The sequence below is a fragment of the Armatimonadota bacterium genome, from assembly GCA_018268395.1.
GTDB lineage: Bacteria > Armatimonadota > Fimbriimonadia > Fimbriimonadales > Fimbriimonadaceae > JAEURO01.
Genome location: JAFDWQ010000008.1, coordinates 33,348 through 48,516, shown reverse-complemented (window position 1 = coordinate 48,516; position 15,169 = coordinate 33,348). Strand labels below are relative to the sequence as shown.

Annotated in this window: 13 protein-coding genes; 6 read left to right on the top strand and 7 right to left on the bottom strand. The window is 62.7% G+C overall.

The window, feature by feature from the left end:
* Positions 1–1,421: 1,421 nt before the first annotated feature.
* The 5 genes from JST30_12795 to JST30_12775 form a co-directional block, all read right to left on the bottom strand.
* Complete coding sequence (locus tag JST30_12795; protein ID MBS1715204.1) at positions 1,422–2,102, bottom strand: hypothetical protein; 681 nt, start codon at positions 2,100–2,102, stop codon at positions 1,422–1,424.
* A 1,017-nt stretch (positions 2,103–3,119) separates the two neighbouring features.
* Positions 3,120–3,407 (bottom strand): hypothetical protein, encoded by a 288-nt coding sequence (locus JST30_12790; GenBank protein ID MBS1715203.1) that lies wholly within the window; start codon positions 3,405–3,407, stop codon positions 3,120–3,122.
* Positions 3,408–3,581: 174 nt separating this feature from the next.
* Complete coding sequence (locus JST30_12785; protein MBS1715202.1) at positions 3,582–4,619, bottom strand: hypothetical protein; 1,038 nt, start codon at positions 4,617–4,619, stop codon at positions 3,582–3,584.
* Positions 4,620–4,718: 99 nt separating this feature from the next.
* Positions 4,719–6,638 carry a VCBS repeat-containing protein gene (locus tag JST30_12780; GenBank protein MBS1715201.1) on the bottom strand — a complete coding sequence of 640 codons (1,920 nt, stop codon included), beginning with the start codon at positions 6,636–6,638 and terminating at the stop codon, positions 4,719–4,721.
* Positions 6,639–6,719: 81 nt separating this feature from the next.
* Positions 6,720–7,586: an alpha/beta fold hydrolase gene (locus JST30_12775; protein ID MBS1715200.1), complete on the bottom strand. Its 867-nt coding sequence runs from the start codon at positions 7,584–7,586 to the stop codon at positions 6,720–6,722.
* Positions 7,587–7,712: 126 nt separating this feature from the next.
* Here JST30_12775 and JST30_12770 point away from each other — a divergent pair, with 126 nt between their 5' ends.
* Positions 7,713–8,318 carry a hypothetical protein gene (locus tag JST30_12770; GenBank protein ID MBS1715199.1) on the top strand — a complete coding sequence of 202 codons (606 nt, stop codon included), beginning with the start codon at positions 7,713–7,715 and terminating at the stop codon, positions 8,316–8,318.
* Between the two features lie 49 nt (positions 8,319–8,367).
* On the opposite strand, the gene JST30_12765 is transcribed toward JST30_12770, so the two are convergent.
* Positions 8,368–8,838, bottom strand: a complete 471-nt coding sequence (locus tag JST30_12765) for a hypothetical protein (GenBank protein MBS1715198.1) — start codon at positions 8,836–8,838, stop codon at positions 8,368–8,370.
* A 145-nt stretch (positions 8,839–8,983) separates the two neighbouring features.
* Entirely contained in the window at positions 8,984–9,460 is a 477-nt protein-coding gene (locus JST30_12760; protein ID MBS1715197.1) for a hypothetical protein, read from the bottom strand.
* 73 nt (positions 9,461–9,533) lie between these two features.
* On the opposite strand from JST30_12760, the gene JST30_12755 reads away from it, so the two are divergent.
* The 5 genes from JST30_12755 (at position 9,534) to JST30_12735 (ending at position 15,072) form a co-directional block, all read left to right on the top strand.
* Entirely contained in the window at positions 9,534–11,819 is a 2,286-nt protein-coding gene (locus JST30_12755; protein MBS1715196.1) for a peptidase S41, read from the top strand.
* A 10-nt stretch (positions 11,820–11,829) separates the two neighbouring features.
* On the top strand, positions 11,830–12,159 hold the full coding sequence (locus JST30_12750; GenBank protein MBS1715195.1) for a TfoX/Sxy family protein: 330 nt from the start codon (positions 11,830–11,832) through the stop codon (positions 12,157–12,159).
* A 75-nt stretch (positions 12,160–12,234) separates the two neighbouring features.
* Positions 12,235–13,392 carry a Re/Si-specific NAD(P)(+) transhydrogenase subunit alpha gene (locus tag JST30_12745; GenBank protein MBS1715194.1) on the top strand — a complete coding sequence of 386 codons (1,158 nt, stop codon included), beginning with the start codon at positions 12,235–12,237 and terminating at the stop codon, positions 13,390–13,392.
* Positions 13,389–13,691: an NAD(P) transhydrogenase subunit alpha gene (locus tag JST30_12740; GenBank protein MBS1715193.1), complete on the top strand. Its 303-nt coding sequence runs from the start codon at positions 13,389–13,391 to the stop codon at positions 13,689–13,691. Before JST30_12745 ends, JST30_12740 begins: the two co-directional genes overlap by 4 nt.
* 43 nt (positions 13,692–13,734) lie before the next feature.
* A complete protein-coding gene (locus JST30_12735; protein MBS1715192.1) occupies positions 13,735–15,072 on the top strand; it encodes an NAD(P)(+) transhydrogenase (Re/Si-specific) subunit beta in 1,338 nt (445 codons plus the stop codon).
* Positions 15,073–15,169 lie beyond the last annotated feature (97 nt).

Sequence of the window (15,169 nt, the reverse complement as noted above, 5' to 3'; positions counted from 1 at the left end):
GCACGTTCCGAGCACGTGTCGAGCACGTGTCGAGCACAGAGGGTGGCGTGCAAGGGAATCTGGAACGGGGCAAGAAACCTGCATTTTCGGAGTCGAATGGTATGCGATGGCAGTGTGAGGGCTCCCCTGACGACCCAGGCTTTGAGGGTCCGTGTCACGGATAGGGGTGCAAACGGGCACGGACATCCGGTTTCACCCATGCCTCCCGGGAAGAGGTCACCCTTGGTCAGGCCACAAGCCGGACGACCTGGGACGCGACCCGTGGTGACGTCCTTGACCCGGTCTGCAACGGGACAAGCGCGCTCGGAAGGCTCGTCATGGCGCGTTGCCAGACCGAGCCACCCGTCAGATGACTCCCTCCTCCCGGTTGGCCAGGAATCGGCACGACCAGAACCGGGATGGCCCAGAGGCCGACATATCTCGTCACGACGACGTGCTTGGACTTCGATTCGGTGCGGACGAAGCCTCCAGACTAGGCCCGGCGGCGCGCGGTGTGAGGTGGTGTCCGGAGTCTGGAGGCAGCCAAGACCGGTGCGTGGCAGGAGTTTGTCAGCAATGGCTGGAATCCTTCCGTGGACAGAAACGTCCGGAGGGTCGTACTGCCCGAAGCCGTCGAGCGCATTGCAGGAATCTGGAGTGGGGCGCTCTCAGACTGAGTTCAAACCTTTGCCGGTAAGGGATGTTTAGCCCAGTATCTGTTCACTAACTAAGCCAGGGCAGTGTCCCACGGCGTGTCAAGAGGACAGCCCGTCTCTCTTGCATGTGGGCCTGGGATCGGTCCGAGCCGCAATTGTTGCCATACTCAACACGAAGTTGTTTCCGCGGCAGAATGCCGCCGGGAAGGCAGCCAACCCGATCACCTTACTATTTCACAAGACAAAGCCACACTAGGGCTGCCTCTGGCTAAGTACAACTGGTATTACTGATGCGCACAAGAGGAGCCCAAACATACCAAGAGCGAGCATGGACAGACGCTTACGGTACAAACCCGACTTCTTTCTACTCAAGGCTAATGCAACGCAGATACCTGCGAATACTATTACAAACGGGAGCTGTACAGCTCTACACCATTGCTGTAGTTCTCCGATACTCACTTCATCACACGTTTCCACCAAACCGACACTTTCGGCCGGGTGGCCCGGTCCGGACGGGTGGCCCGGTCTGGCAACGGCGTCCACGCTTCATCCCGCCGGACCGGAGACCGTTGCAGACCGGGTCAAGGACGCCGCATCAGACCTGCCCGTGAAACCGCGCGTTGTGCGCCGGTGCGGACGAAGCCTCCAGACTAGGTCCGGCGGCGCGCGGTGTGAGGTGGTGTCCGGAGTCTGGAGGCAGCCAAAAGTCAATCCAGCGTGTTGCCATGCCTGGCCCATCCTCATGCCGAGAACTCGCCACTCGGCCAACCTGTCCCAGCAAGAGCTTCACCGTAAGAACCGGAGGATCTCAAGGTTTCCCTTCAAACCCATTTCTGCACCGGAGCTTCTCCTTAAGACCGCTGACAGCTTCGGGGCCTTCAATGGCGTCTTAGTTTGCGTTTGCCTAAATGCGTTAGTAAGATTACTGCTGAACTCTTGTGGCCTGAACTCGTGGAAATTGCTGATCCCTTCCGCAAGGGTCAAATCGTCGTCACTGGTGAAACCCATGTTATCACGGGCTGGATCCAAGAGAGATGTCCACAGGAACAGCACGACTCCTCGTTCAGACTCAACAGCCAGCGAAAGGAGGACTTTCTTCCTCGTTTCGCCCCTAACCGGAACCTCAAGGTGGCTTGCTGCAACAACGCGGACTCCCCGGACGGAGTCCCCCAGTAGGGATTCGCTGACTCTATCTGTAACCTCTCGGCTTAATCCCTCCAGAAGCAAGATACTGGCCACTCTCATCCTTTGATCCGGATCAGTGCTGAGTTCTTGTAAGAGGGAAATTGCATCCCCTTTCGACAGTACTACAACCGTCCTTATCGCAACGATACGCCCTTGAAACTGCTTACTTGAATCCTTAGCGTACTTAATTAAGAAGGGAATATCACTCTTTTGTGCGTCAGATAATGAGCGCAGCGTCGTCACCGCTTCATTGGCCGAGCCGGGCAATTCTGCGCGATCCAACGTTTTTGCGAGTGTAGCCGTGCGACTTTCGCATGCAACGAGCGGGAGCATACAAAGACTCAGCATGAAGAGCAGCTTGATAGTGTGATTCTGAGAGAGCACTATTCAAGCTCCCTAACGGCTTCCTTAATGAGTTCCATCTCAGCCTCTCTAATGACTTCGTCGACGTACTCCCAATAAGACTCGCAAAAATGGTGGCAAAGTTCAAGAGATTCACCAATAAACTTCATGTTGCAGCATTCCATACACTCAATCAAATTGCGCGAAGGTGTTACACAACGAGAAACCTCAATTGGTTTCGGGGGTGGCCCCCCGTGGCCCTTACCGATGCTTGGATTGATCCTTCCACCTGAAAGCGATGGTCGGGGCGGTGGATCAGGGTATACTTCGCCGGGTCGTCCGTTACGTGGATGCGCCCTGAAAGGAGACATGCCTGGCATGCCGTACTTGCCTTGTTTGCCACAAGTAAAGTAATAGTCTCGCGCCAACTTTGCGCACACGAAGTCATGGAACAGCCCCCAGGGCGGGCAATTGCATAGTGCGTAAATGTACGCGTTCCATGGCTTGCTACACTCGACACAGTTTGACGGTGGGCTCGGGGGAGGACACACAGGACCAGGTGGCCCGACATTGAGTCCGAAGCGATCAGTGAGACCTGTTGGCCGCCCCAGACAATAGCTGAATGCGAATTGCCTTGGCCATAAGACATCCCTCGTCGTCCACCTGGTGGTCTGCGAGCTATAGTGCCGGTACGGCAGGGAGACATCGGCCCAAAGGAGGCCCGTCTGGGCGTAGCCCCAGGTTCCCACCCATGTCCTGGTCACGGTCGGCGCGGCACCGCTCACCCTCTTTCCGTAGGCGGCGTTCCGGATCGTTTCCAGCGTGTTGCCCGAGGTGTCGGTCACGTACGTCACCGAACCCAGAGCATCGGTCAGGTAGTCCTTGCGGGATCCGCCCGTCGTCTTCTCCGAGACGAGCCTCCCGTGCGCGTGCTGGTACGTCTTGACCGCCATCAGACTATGTCCGTTCCTGCAGGATCGTGAGCCCGTCCCAGACGAGCGTCGTCAGGGTCCCCGAAGTCTGCACCGAGCGCTTGAGGCCGTCGCCGTCGTAGGCCATCGTCGTCCTTGTGCTGCCGGAGCGGTACAGCGTCATCCTGTTCTCCTTATCATACGACATGGTCGTGACGGTCGGAACGAGCGCCTCCTTGACCGCCACCAGGTTGCCGTTGTCGTCGTACGTGTAGGTCGTCGTACCTGACGAGTTAACACTGGACGGGTGGCCCGGTCTGGCAACGGCGTCCACGCTTCATCCCGCCGCACCGGAGGTCGTTGCAGACCGGGGCAAGGACGCCGCGTCACGTTGGCCCGTGAAACCGCGCGCTGTGAGTCGGTGCGGACGAAGCCTCCAGACGAGGTCCGGCGGCGCGCGGTGTGAGGTGGTGTCCGGAAGTCTGGAGGCAGCCAAAGCCACCGCCAACTAGTCCACGCGCCTCAATAAGAAGGCCCTCACGTTCCTGCCAACGGCCGCCATACCAGCGATATCACCCCTTTCATTGATGTCATAAGCCGTGTCGAGGATCCATCCTGTCGGGATCCCCGACGTCACGGTGTTCAGGTCGATCGGACCTATCCCAGGTTCAATGAGCATGGCTCGGACACCGTTCGAACCCGGGGCGAACACCCCTACGATCTGCCCGCGCTCGTTGAGGCCTTCCGGAAGCATCCCCAACCCTCCGATGTCCTCCATGGCTTTGCCGGACTCACACCTGAAGCCTCGATAACCCAAGAACGCAGACCAGCAATAGCCGATGACCGTCCCCTTATTGTCGATCGCCGAGGCGAAGCTGTTGTGATAACCCGGCAAGACACCAAGGTTCTTCATCCCCTCTGAAGGCGTCCACCTGAAGGCCCGAGGATAGCCGGGCATCGGGGGCGTGCTGGCCGTACCGCACACCTCGCCTTGGTCGTTGATGTCGGTCGCGCCCGATCCGAAGTCAGGGTCGAGCCTCCCCAAGAGCGTGATCCGGCCCTCGGCGTCCCAAGTGCACGCCGTCTCAGGAGTGGCGATGTATCCGCACGCTGTACCCGACGAGTTCACGGCCTGCGGGAACGACCATGAAGACCCCGCCGTCTCGAGGATCTTGTAGCCCTTTCCCAGTTTCCAGGAGAACGGCTGCTGGTTCTTGACCGAGCCGCCCATGTACCAGTCGACATACCCGACGACCAGTCCGGAGTCGTTGACCCCGGTTGCGAGCCCCCGCCTTAACGAGGCCGAGCCGGGGCCGAGCCGCTGCATCCCAGTTGCGGCAGTCCAGTACGCAGGCGCACGGTCGTTGATCCCGGTCGAGCCCACGACCATGCCGGTGTCGTTCAGGGCCATAGCCCGTGCGTTCCCCTGTAACACGGCTCCCAGGTCGACGCATTCGTATCGGACTGCGAACGCCGATGAAGCGAACATCAGCGCGATCACGACCACCGAGCCCCTTATCGAATTCATCCCACGTCGCCTCCTCATGGTTTCTGACTTGGCACCTTCACACGATGTTCGGATCGAACCACAGTTATGTTCAACTTCGAGCGTGCCGAATGAGGATCGACAGCCTCACGTTTCGGGTTACTGCAGTCTCCACCCCACGGCGTCCGTGCTGACCGTGAACGACGACGTCACCGCCACGGTCGCGACCTTGACCCGAAGGCGGGCGCGGACGCGCTTGGTGCCCGCTTCCACGTACCGCGCGGGGTTCGTGGCCTTGACCGTCACGGTCGTGTCCGACTGGGGCGCCGTGCCCGTCTTGGCATCGACCGTGTCCCAAGCTCCCGCGGAGAAGTCGTAGAGGTCGACGACGTACTTGAGGCCGATGTTGCTGACGTGGAACGTCACGTCCGACTCGAGAGTGGACGGCAACACGGACGGGGAGGTCGAGTCGAACTCGATCGTGACCGGAAAATCGTTCTGCCCCGTCGCGACGCCCTTACGGACATTGAGAGAGTTGCCGTCGGCCGTGGCCAGGCTCGCGAGGTCGCCGCTGACGAGGATGCCCCGTGTGATGCGGAACGCGTCCGGAACCAGTTTCGCGACGGGCGCGAAGAGGCCGTCACGGACGTTGCGGGCGTGGTAGGTCGGCCACTCCAGCCCGGATGTCTTGTACTGCCAGGGCAGCGTGTAGAGATAGATCGTGACGACGGTATCGGACGCCACGACGGCGAGTTCGTAGTCGCCGTCCCCGTCGACGTCGCCGATCGTCGCACCGTTCATGTAGGTGAAGCCCGTCGTTCGGAGAGGGAAGCCGGGCAGGTCTTGTCCGGTCGCGGTCATGCCGTAGAGATAGCCTTGGTTCGAGACCATCATGTTGTGGTCGGCAAAGATCTCCTGCACTCCGTCGCCGTCGACGTCGGCCACCGTGTACGGCCCTTCTGCGCCGCCGCCGTGGGTACTCACATAGGGGAATCCGGCGCGGGTCTGACCGGTCGCCGTCCATGTCCAGAAGAGGTTCGAACTACCGGAGACGTATCCGGCCTGACCGTCGAGGACGTCGAGCGTCCCGTCGTTCTCGAGGTCGGTCACGGTCGGGCACCCGTAGCTCCAGGTCTGCATGAGCTTGGGCCAGCCGGGGAGCATCGTCCCGTCGTACTTGAAGGCGTAGGTGCCGGGCGCGTCCTTGTGCGCTCCGACGACGATGTCAAGCTTGCCGTCGTGGTCGAGGTCGGCGAGGGCGGCGCACTGGTAGCTGAAGTTCGCGCCGGGGATCTGCTTCGGCCAGCCGCTCATGACGGTGCCGTTGCGGCGGATGAGATAGAGTGAGTTGTAGGAAGCGGTGAAGACCTCTTTGTCGCCGTCGCCGTCGACGTCCGCGACGGCGCAGCTCTGGGCCGGGACGTGGTCGATCGTGACGGGCCAGTTCCCGCCCCACTCGGTGCCGTCCTTCTCGAACACATGGACGCGGCCCGCGCTGCTCATGCGTTCGCTGACGATGATCTCGAGCTTGCCGTCGTTGTCGAGGTCGGCGAGCGCGGCCGAGTATTCGACGTTGTTGTTGTTCAGCGACTTGGGCCAGCCCGCGAGGACCTGGCCTTGGGCGTTGAACACGTAGAGCCGACCGCCGCTGGTGAAGCCGCGCGTGGTCTGGACGATCTCGATCTGGCCGTCGCCATCAAGGTCGGCCACGCTCGGCGGATATTGCGGGAAGCCCGTGGTGTTGACCGGGAAACCGGGGACGGGCGTTCCGTCGAGCTTCCAGGCGTGGAGCGCGCCGAGGGTGCTGGGCACAAGGATCTCGAGCTTCTTGTCGCCGTCGAGGTCGGCCATGACCGCGCCGCGGGTCGGCACGAAGTTGGCGTGCCGCCCGGTCGTGACCGGCCATCCCGGCATCTGGGGGATGTCGTCCTGGACGCGGGTCTCGTCCGGTGCAGGTCTCTCGACCGGAACTTTGCGAACGATCCCGGCCACGTAGGAAGCGGGATCGCTGACGACCGCGGCGACGGCCTGAGGAGCCGGAACGGTGATGCTGGCGAGAAGGGCAACGAGGATCGGCATGGTCGGACCCGGAACTCCTATTCTATGACACTTTCAGGTCTACGGCGCAAGCCGCGCTCATTCTCGGCCGACGATCGTGTCCTAACTGCCGTCGAAGAAGGCGATCGCCTTTTGAATCGATCCGTTGACCGAGGTGAAGTGGTCTCCGGAAGTCTCGATGGCTTCGATGTCCTTGCCTGCGGAACGACCTGCGTCGGCCATCGCACGGGACATGACGCCGAAGAGGCGTTCTTCGCTTCCGAAGTACAGTCGCGTGGGACATTTGAGGCTCTTGACGAAGACGTTGGGCGATCTCATCTCCAATTCCGCGCGGCCGGCCCGGTCGTACGGGACGATGTCGGCCACGCCCGGGCTGTTGCTGAACTGAAAGTGGTCCGGTGCGCCCGAGAACGACGCCGCGGCGCGGACATCCTTCGTGCAGAGGGCCGTGAGCAATGTCAGTGTCCCGCCCGCGCTGTGACCGGCGACAAAGATCCGGTCTTTATCGACCGACGGATCCGATCTCAGGGCCTCGAGGGCCGCAAGCACGTCGTCCACCTCGTCATAGAGCAGGGTGAAGTCTCCAGGCTGACCGTTCTCACCCCGTAGGATCGGGGCCATGACGACATAGCCTGCTTTCCGGAAAGGGTCAGCCATGTCCCAGTCTTCGACTCCAAAGGCGAAGCCACCGTGGAGGAACAGTACGGCAGGACGGTTCCGCTCCGTGGATTTGCTCGACCAAGCCCGAAGTTTGAGCCCTCCCGATTTGTATTCCACGACGCGGACACCCGATGGCGCTACGGGCATGTCCTGCAACTGGGGGGACGGAGCCCGGAAGGCCAGCCTGGTCTTGAACGACGCCCGCGCCGTCGCGTAGTCCTCAGACCTGACCGCCGCTGGTTTCGGCTCTTCTCGGCAGCCTTGGCTCAAGAGGGCGGCACACGCGACCGGAAGGAGCAGCCGTAACAAGCCACTGCCCTTGCCCTTTCGGCCTGGCGCAAGTGATTCGAAGGTATGCAATTCCGATCCTGTACTGGGCGAAGTATGTCACGGCACCGGGGGGAAACGTTCACGGCTTGACAGTAGACTGGACCGATGATCTCCGAGCTCGTGATCCTTGGTTTCGACAAGCTCATGCCTCGCGACGAGGCCGCCCACGACGCCTCGTTCGTGACCTTCCGCAAGTCGCTGACGGCGGCTTTGAAGAAAGGGAACGACACGTGGGTGGTCTCGAGGATCGACCCGGACGTCCGGATCTCGTTCGGCGAAGAGAACGGAAAGGCGGCGCTGCTCTCATCGTGGAAACGATCGCCCTCTGCGAAAGCCGCCTTCCTCAAGGAGTTGCTCCTGATCGTCGGACTCGGGGGCGGGTTCCGCGAAGGATCCTTTTGGGCGCCGTACACGTACGCGTTCTGGCCGGACGAACTGGACGCGTTCGAGAACGCGGTCGCGGCGGGCGCCCGCGTGGAGCTGAAAGAGTCCATGTCGCCGGCGTCCAAGACCCTCGCGGTGCTCAGTTACGACATCGTGCGGCTCGTTCCGGAAGACAGTCGCGTTTCGACCGAATGGCGAAGGATCGAACACCGAGGCAAGAAGGGCTTCGCCAGAACGGGCGAAGTCCGGTCCGGTGCGGACGCCCGGGCGTGCTTCACGAAGGTGAAAGGGTCGTGGCGGCTGACCGCGTTCGTCGCGGGGGACTGACGCGGCCAGCGCAAAAAGGACAAAGCGAAAACAGTGGATTTCGGTCCGATCAATAGAACGCTTCGTTCCGTTCGATCCGGACGCCGACCAGACGTTCGGTCGAGTCGTTGTTGACCGTGATCATCTTGAGCGGCCCGTTGTTCGCGTCCATGTCGATCTGCAGTTGGAGGTTTTCCGTCGCGTTGGCACCGTTGGGGACCTTGATCCACACGTAGTACGGCGTGAACTGGTTGACGGTCCTGAATCCGAGCGTCAATTGGCGCGACATCCTGTTCGACTGGTATTGGTCGACCCAGCTCGGCGTGTTCTGAGTCGACGCGAAGTCCTCGGGGTTGTTCACGTCAAGGGTCGCGTCCGCGTTCCGGGTGATGTAGACCTCGTACTGCATGAGGTCCTGAGAAGTATCGGTCCGAACCAGTCGGACGACCATGTCCGAGCTGTTCCCGAGTTGGCTACTTCCGCCGCACCCGGCTCCAAGAATGAGGGCCGCAAAGACGGCCAGAGATAGCATGTGTCTCATGCCGTCTCTAACGCCGGTCTAGCGTTCGGGCAAGTCACCGTCTTGCACGATTAGGCCCTGGAAGTTGCAGACCTGAAGAAAATACCGAAGGCCGCAGGTGCTTACCGAACCTGCGGCATCTGTTTTGGATTTCGTAAAGAAGCTCTCAGTACGTCGCTTCGTTCCGGTCGACGCGCACGCCGACGAGACGCTGGGTCGTGTTGATGGTCAAGTCGTATGCGACGGCCGGTCCGTCGACCCCGTCCACGTCGATCTGCAAGTTCAGTGTCTCGAACGCGGCACCGGTGTTCGGGACCTTGACCCACACGTAGTACGGGGTTTGGTCGCTCCGCGTCGTGTAGCTGATGTTGAGTTCCGTCGTGCTGCGGTTCGACGCGTAATTGTCGCTCCAGGACGGCGCGTTCTGGCTCGACACGAAGTCCTCAAGGTCGAGCGTGTCGAGGGTCGTGTCGTTGGACTTCGTCAAGTACAGCTCGTACTGCGTCATGTTCTGCGTGCCGTCGGTCCGCTTCAGATGGACGACGATGTCGGAGTTTCGACCGAGCGAGCTCGAACCGCCGCACCCGGTCAGAGAGAGGGAGGCCAAGGCAAGGATGAGGCAGGCGCCAAGCGTGCGTCGCATGTCTCAGTATGACCTTTCAACAGGCGACGGACAGGCTTCGCGATCGACGCGCGACAGGTAGCCTTTTGCGACCATGTGCGTCAGACCGTTGATGATGAGGCCCGTGACTTTGTTGCTCGTCGCGACTGTGGCGGTCTGCGCCCTGGCTCAAAACCGTGTGGTCAATCCTGGTTTCGAATCGGGATCGCCTGGCGCGCAACCTCCTGGATGGTTCGTCCCGCAACCGAGCACCGACGCGGGTTATACGGTCGTCGTCTCGTCAGAGGGGGCCAAGGAAGGGAAGCAGTGCGCCGTGCTTTCGAAGACCGGTTCCGGAGCCGCCGGCTTCGGGAACATGATGCAGTCGGTTGACGCGCAGCCGTTCCGCGGAAAGCGCGTCAAGTTCAGGGCTGCCGTGCGCTTCGAGAAGGCGGGCGACTTCGGTCAGTGCCAACTGTGGATGCGGGTCGACCGGAAGAACGGGGAACAGGGGTTCTTCAACAACATGGGGGACCGGCCCGTGCGGACGTCGACTTGGGCCTTCTATGAGATCGTCGGCGACGTCGCCGCAGACGCGGAATCGGTCAATTTCGGCATGCTGATGGTGGGCAGCGGCTCCGCGTTCCTCGATGCCGCGAGCCTTGGTGAAGCTTCCGGAGCGACCACCGCCGCGGCTCCGCCCAAGGCCTTGACCGACCGTGGTCTGGAGAACCTCGTCGCCTTCACGAAGCTGCTCGGAACCGTGCGCCACTTCCATCCGAGCGACGCGGTCGAAAGGGCCGACTGGGAGGTCGTCGCCTACCAAGGCGTGACGGCCGTCGAGGGGGCCAAAGACGCGACCGAACTGGCCCAGAAGCTCGAAGCCTGGATCCGCCCGCTCGCGCCGACCGTCCGCGTCTTCCCGTCGGGATCGAAACCGCCCCTGTCCGCAGGTCTGAAGCCGACTTCGGACGCCGACAAAGTGGTCGTCTGGGAGAACGTCGGTTTCGGCGGAGGCACGGTCCCCAAGGAGCAGAACATCTATCGGAGCCGGCGGAAGTTCGTCGACGCCCCGGGCGGGAAGGTTCCTGAAGGGACGACCGACCCAGGTCAGCCTTTCGAGGCGGATTTAGGGGGTGGCGTCTCCTGCTCGGTGCCCCTCGCGCTCTTCGCCAAAGGCGAAACGGCACTCCCGGTTTCTCAAGTGCCGGAACCAGGAGCCTCCAAGCCGGAGTTTTCCGGCGACGACCGGACGACCCGCCTGGCCGCGGCCGCGCTCGGATGGAACGTCTTCCAACACTTCTATCCGTATTTCGACGTCGTCAAAGTGGATTGGCCGGGCGTCTTGCGGCGGACCCTGACGGCCGCTGCGACGGACGCAGGCGCGAGGGCGTTCTTGGACACCCTTCGCACAATGGTCGCTTCGGCCAAGGACGGGCACGGTTATGTCGCCCACACTTCGGACGACCGCGCCGCGCAGCCCCCGATCGCGGTCACTTGGGTCGACGAGAAGTTGATCGTCACGGTCGCGGGCGCCGAAGCGCTCGGGCTGAAGCCGGGGGACGAGATCCAAAAGATCGACGGTCGCTCCGTTTCCGAAGCCTGGAAAAAACTGGAGCCCACGATCTCGGGCGCGACGCCTCAGTGGCGGCGGTATCGGGCCCTCGGCGAACTTCTCGCGGGCCCCGACGGATCGACGGTGTCGATCGAGGCCGTCCACGGATCGGGTGCCGCGTTCACCGTCTCCTTGCCGCGCTCGAGCGACAACCGGATCAAAGAACCGCGCCCGGCAGCGATCGAAGAGATCCGGCCGGGGATCTGGTACGTCGATCTCGACGGCCCGCGGGCCGATCCGGAAGCCTATTTCAAGAAGATCCCTGACCTTGCCAAGGCGAAAGGTCTGATCTTCGACATGCGCGGCTATCCGAACCAGGTGGCGATGGACGTCCTGAAACGGCTGTCCGACAAGCCCGTCACGTCCGCGTTGTGGAACGTTCCGGTCTTTATGAAGCCGGACCAGGAAGGGGTCGACTTCGTCAAGTCGAGGTGGCCGGAAGAAGGTCCGATCGAGCCGCGGTTCAAAGCCAAGACGGCGTTCCTCACCGACGGGCGCGCGATCAGCTACGCCGAGAGCGTGATGGGCATCGTCGAGGCGTACAAGCTCGGCGACATCGTGGGAGGAACGACCGCGGGGACGAACGGGAACATCGACCCGTTCCGGTTGCCCGGCGGCTACACGGTGGTCTTCACGGGCATGAAAGTCCTCAAGCACGACGGTTCGGTCCACCATGGCGTGGGGATCGCTCCGACGGTCCCGGTGTCGCGGACGGTCAACGGGATCCGGGCCAAGCGCGACGAAGTGCTGGAGAAGGCGATCGAAACGGTGTCGGCGGGGGGATAGAATCCCCGGTATGGCGAGCCGGCAAGAGACGGTCGACGACGTCCTGGGCGCCCTCGAAGGCGTGCCGGACGTGAGCGCGAAGAAGATGTTCGGCGAATACGCCGTGTACTCCGGTGCCAAGGTGACGGCGCTCGTCGCCGACGACATGTTCTTCATGCGCCCGTCGTCGGCGTCCGGCCCGTTCGAAGCGGAGTGCGAGCTCCTTCCGCCATACCCCGGCGCGAAGGGGCACCACCACGTCCCCCGCGCAAAGTGGGCGGACAAAGGTTGGATGCGGGCGTTCTTCGAAGCGACCGCCGCCGCCTTGCCGGAACCGAAGCCGAAGAAACCCCGGGTCTGAAGCCGTCGTCCTTTTCGACGACCCGCGCCGATCCCTTCGAAGGGCGTGGGTAAAGTCCGATATAAGGCAGGATCGATGCGGATCGCTGTACCAAAAGAAACCGCGCAAGGGGAAAAGAGGGTCGCGCTGACTCCCGACGGGGTGAAAGAACTCGTCGGCAAAGGAGTCGAAGTGACGGTCGAGAAAGGGGCGGGTGATGCCGCCCTTTATAGCGACCAAGACTATGAAACCGCCGGAGCCAAGATCGCCGAAGACGTCGGCCCCGTCTTGGCGGAGACCGACTTCGTCCTGAAAGTCACCGGCCCGACCGACAACGCTCCCAACGCCGAGATCGACCGGATCCGGATGGGGGCGGCGTACGCCAGCTTCCTCTTCCCGACGTCCAACCCGACGTCGGTCGACAAGCTGCGGACGGCGGGACTGACCACCTTCGCGATGGACCTCATGCCGCGCATCTCGCGCGCCCAGAGCATGGACGTCCTGAGTTCGATGAGCACGGTCGCGGGCTACAAGGCCGCGCTCCTCGCCGCCGACTACCTTCCGAAGTTCTTCCCGATGCTGATGACCGCGGCGGGGACTCTCCCGCCCTCACGGGTCTTCGTCATCGGCGCGGGCGTCGCAGGCCTTCAAGCGATCGCCACGAGCAAACGCCTCGGCGCCATCGTCGAGGCGTTCGACGTCCGGCCCGCCGTCAAAGAGCAGATCGAAAGCCTCGGCGGCAAGTTCGTCGGGATGAACCTACTCACCGAAGAGGCCGAAGACGCCGGCGGCTACGCCAAAGAGGTCTCGAGCGACACCCATGCCAAGGAACTCGACCTCATCGCCTCGCGCCTGCCCAACGTCGACGCGGTCATCACGACCGCGCTCATCCCCGGCAAACCCGCCCCCGTGCTCATCACGAACGACATGCTCAAGAAGATGCGGCCGGGTTCCGTCGTGATCGACCTCGCCGCGCCGAACGGAGGCAACTGCGAGTCCACCGTGATCGGCAAGGTCGTCGTCCACGAAGGCGTCACCATCGTGGGCCGCACCGACCTCATCACGAGCATGGCCCACGACGCGAGCCGGATGTACTCCAAGAACATGACCACGTTCCTTTCGCTCCTGATCAAAGACGGCGCGCTCGCCCTGGACATGGAGGACGAGATCGTCAAAGGCACCATGGTGACCCACGAGGGCAAGGTCGTCCACGAGGTCACGCGCCTCTCGCTCGAACGAGGAGGCGGGGCTTGAGCCTTCTCGCCGTCGTCACCATCTTCGTCCTCGCGGTCTTCGTCGGTCTGGAGGTCATCGCCAAAGTCCCCCAGACCCTCCATACGCCGCTCATGTCCGCCACCAACGCCATCCACGGCGTCATCCTCGTCGGCGCGGTGATCGTGCTCGGCACGGCCCACGATCCGCTCGGGATCGTCCTCGGGTTCGTCGCGACGGTCTTCGGCGTGCTCAACGTGGTCGGCGGCTTCGTCGTCACGGACCGCATGCTCGAAATGTTCAAGCGCAAGCCCAAGAAGGAGGGCGAAAGTGCCAAGTAACGACCTGATCAACGTCGCCTATCTCGCGACCGCCGTCACCTTCATGCTCGCACTGAAGCTGATGAACGGCCCGAAGACCGCGCGCAACGGCAACCTGCTCGCCGCGGCGGGCATGGGCGTCGCGCTCCTCGCGACCTTCTTCATGCCCGGCATCAAGAACCTCGAATGGATGGCCCTCGCCTTCGTGGTCGGTGGCGTGCTCGGCACGTGGTCCGCCCGCAAGGTGCAGATGACGGCCATGCCCCAGATGGTCGCCCTCTTCAACGGGCTCGGAGGCGGCGCCGTCGCGCTCGTCGCCCTGCTCGAATACCGGAACTTCTCCGCCGAAGGCGTCACCGACGCCGTCAAGATCTCGACCAGCGTCCTCAGCCTCGTCATCGGGTCGATCAGCTTCTCGGGAAGCCTCGTCGCCTACGCGAAGCTCCAAGAGCTCATGACGGGCCGCCCGATCACCTATCCGGGACAGAAAGTCCTCAACTTCCTGTTCCTCCTCGGGGCGGCCGGGCTCATCGTCTCGCTCATCGCATGGACGCACTCCATGCCGCTCTTCTACGTTCTGCTGATGCTGGCGCTCGTACTCGGCGTGACCCTCGTCCTCCCGATCGGCGGCGCGGACATGCCCGTCGTGATCAGCCTTCTCAACAGCTTCACCGGGTGCGCCGCGGGCCTCGCGGGCTTCGTCCTTGGCAATACCGCGCTCCTCATCGGCGGCGGTCTCGTCGGCGCGAGCGGCCTCATCCTCACGCTCCAGATGTGCAAGGCCATGAACCGCTCGCTGGAGAACGTCATCTTCGGCGCCTTCGGAGGCGGGCCGACCGGGGCGATCGCAGCGACCGCCGGGCCGCAAGGCACCGTGCGCAGCTACTCGGTCGAAGACGCCGCGATCATCTTCGCCAGCGCGAACAGCGTCATCATCGTCCCGGGATACGGCATGGCCGTCGCCCAGGCGCAACACGTCGTGAAGGAGCTCGCCAACAAGCTCGAAGAGAAAGGGATCGACGTCAAATACGCCGTCCACCCCGTCGCCGGACGCATGCCGGGCCACATGAACGTCCTCCTCGCCGAGGCCGACGTGCCCTACGAGAAGCTCTTCGACCTCGACGAGATCAACCCGATGATGCCGGAGACCGACGTCGCCCTCGTCATCGGCGCGAACGACGTCGTCAACCCCGCCGCGCGCTACGACAAGAACTCGCCGATCTACGGCATGCCGATCCTCGACGTCGACAAGTGCCGGACCGTCATCGTCAGCAAACGCTCGATGAACCCCGGTTTCGCCGGCATCGACAACGAGCTCTTCCTCTTGCCGAACACGATCATGGTCTTCGGCAACGCGAAGAACACGATCGCGTCGCTGTCGTCGGCGGTCGAGCAGATCTGACCGAGGGCTCGGTCCGGGGGAAGGGCACGTCATCCCGAGCGAAGTCGAGGGACCTCCGAAAGGCGGGAGGAGGTAAAGGGGGTCCCTCCGTTCCCTT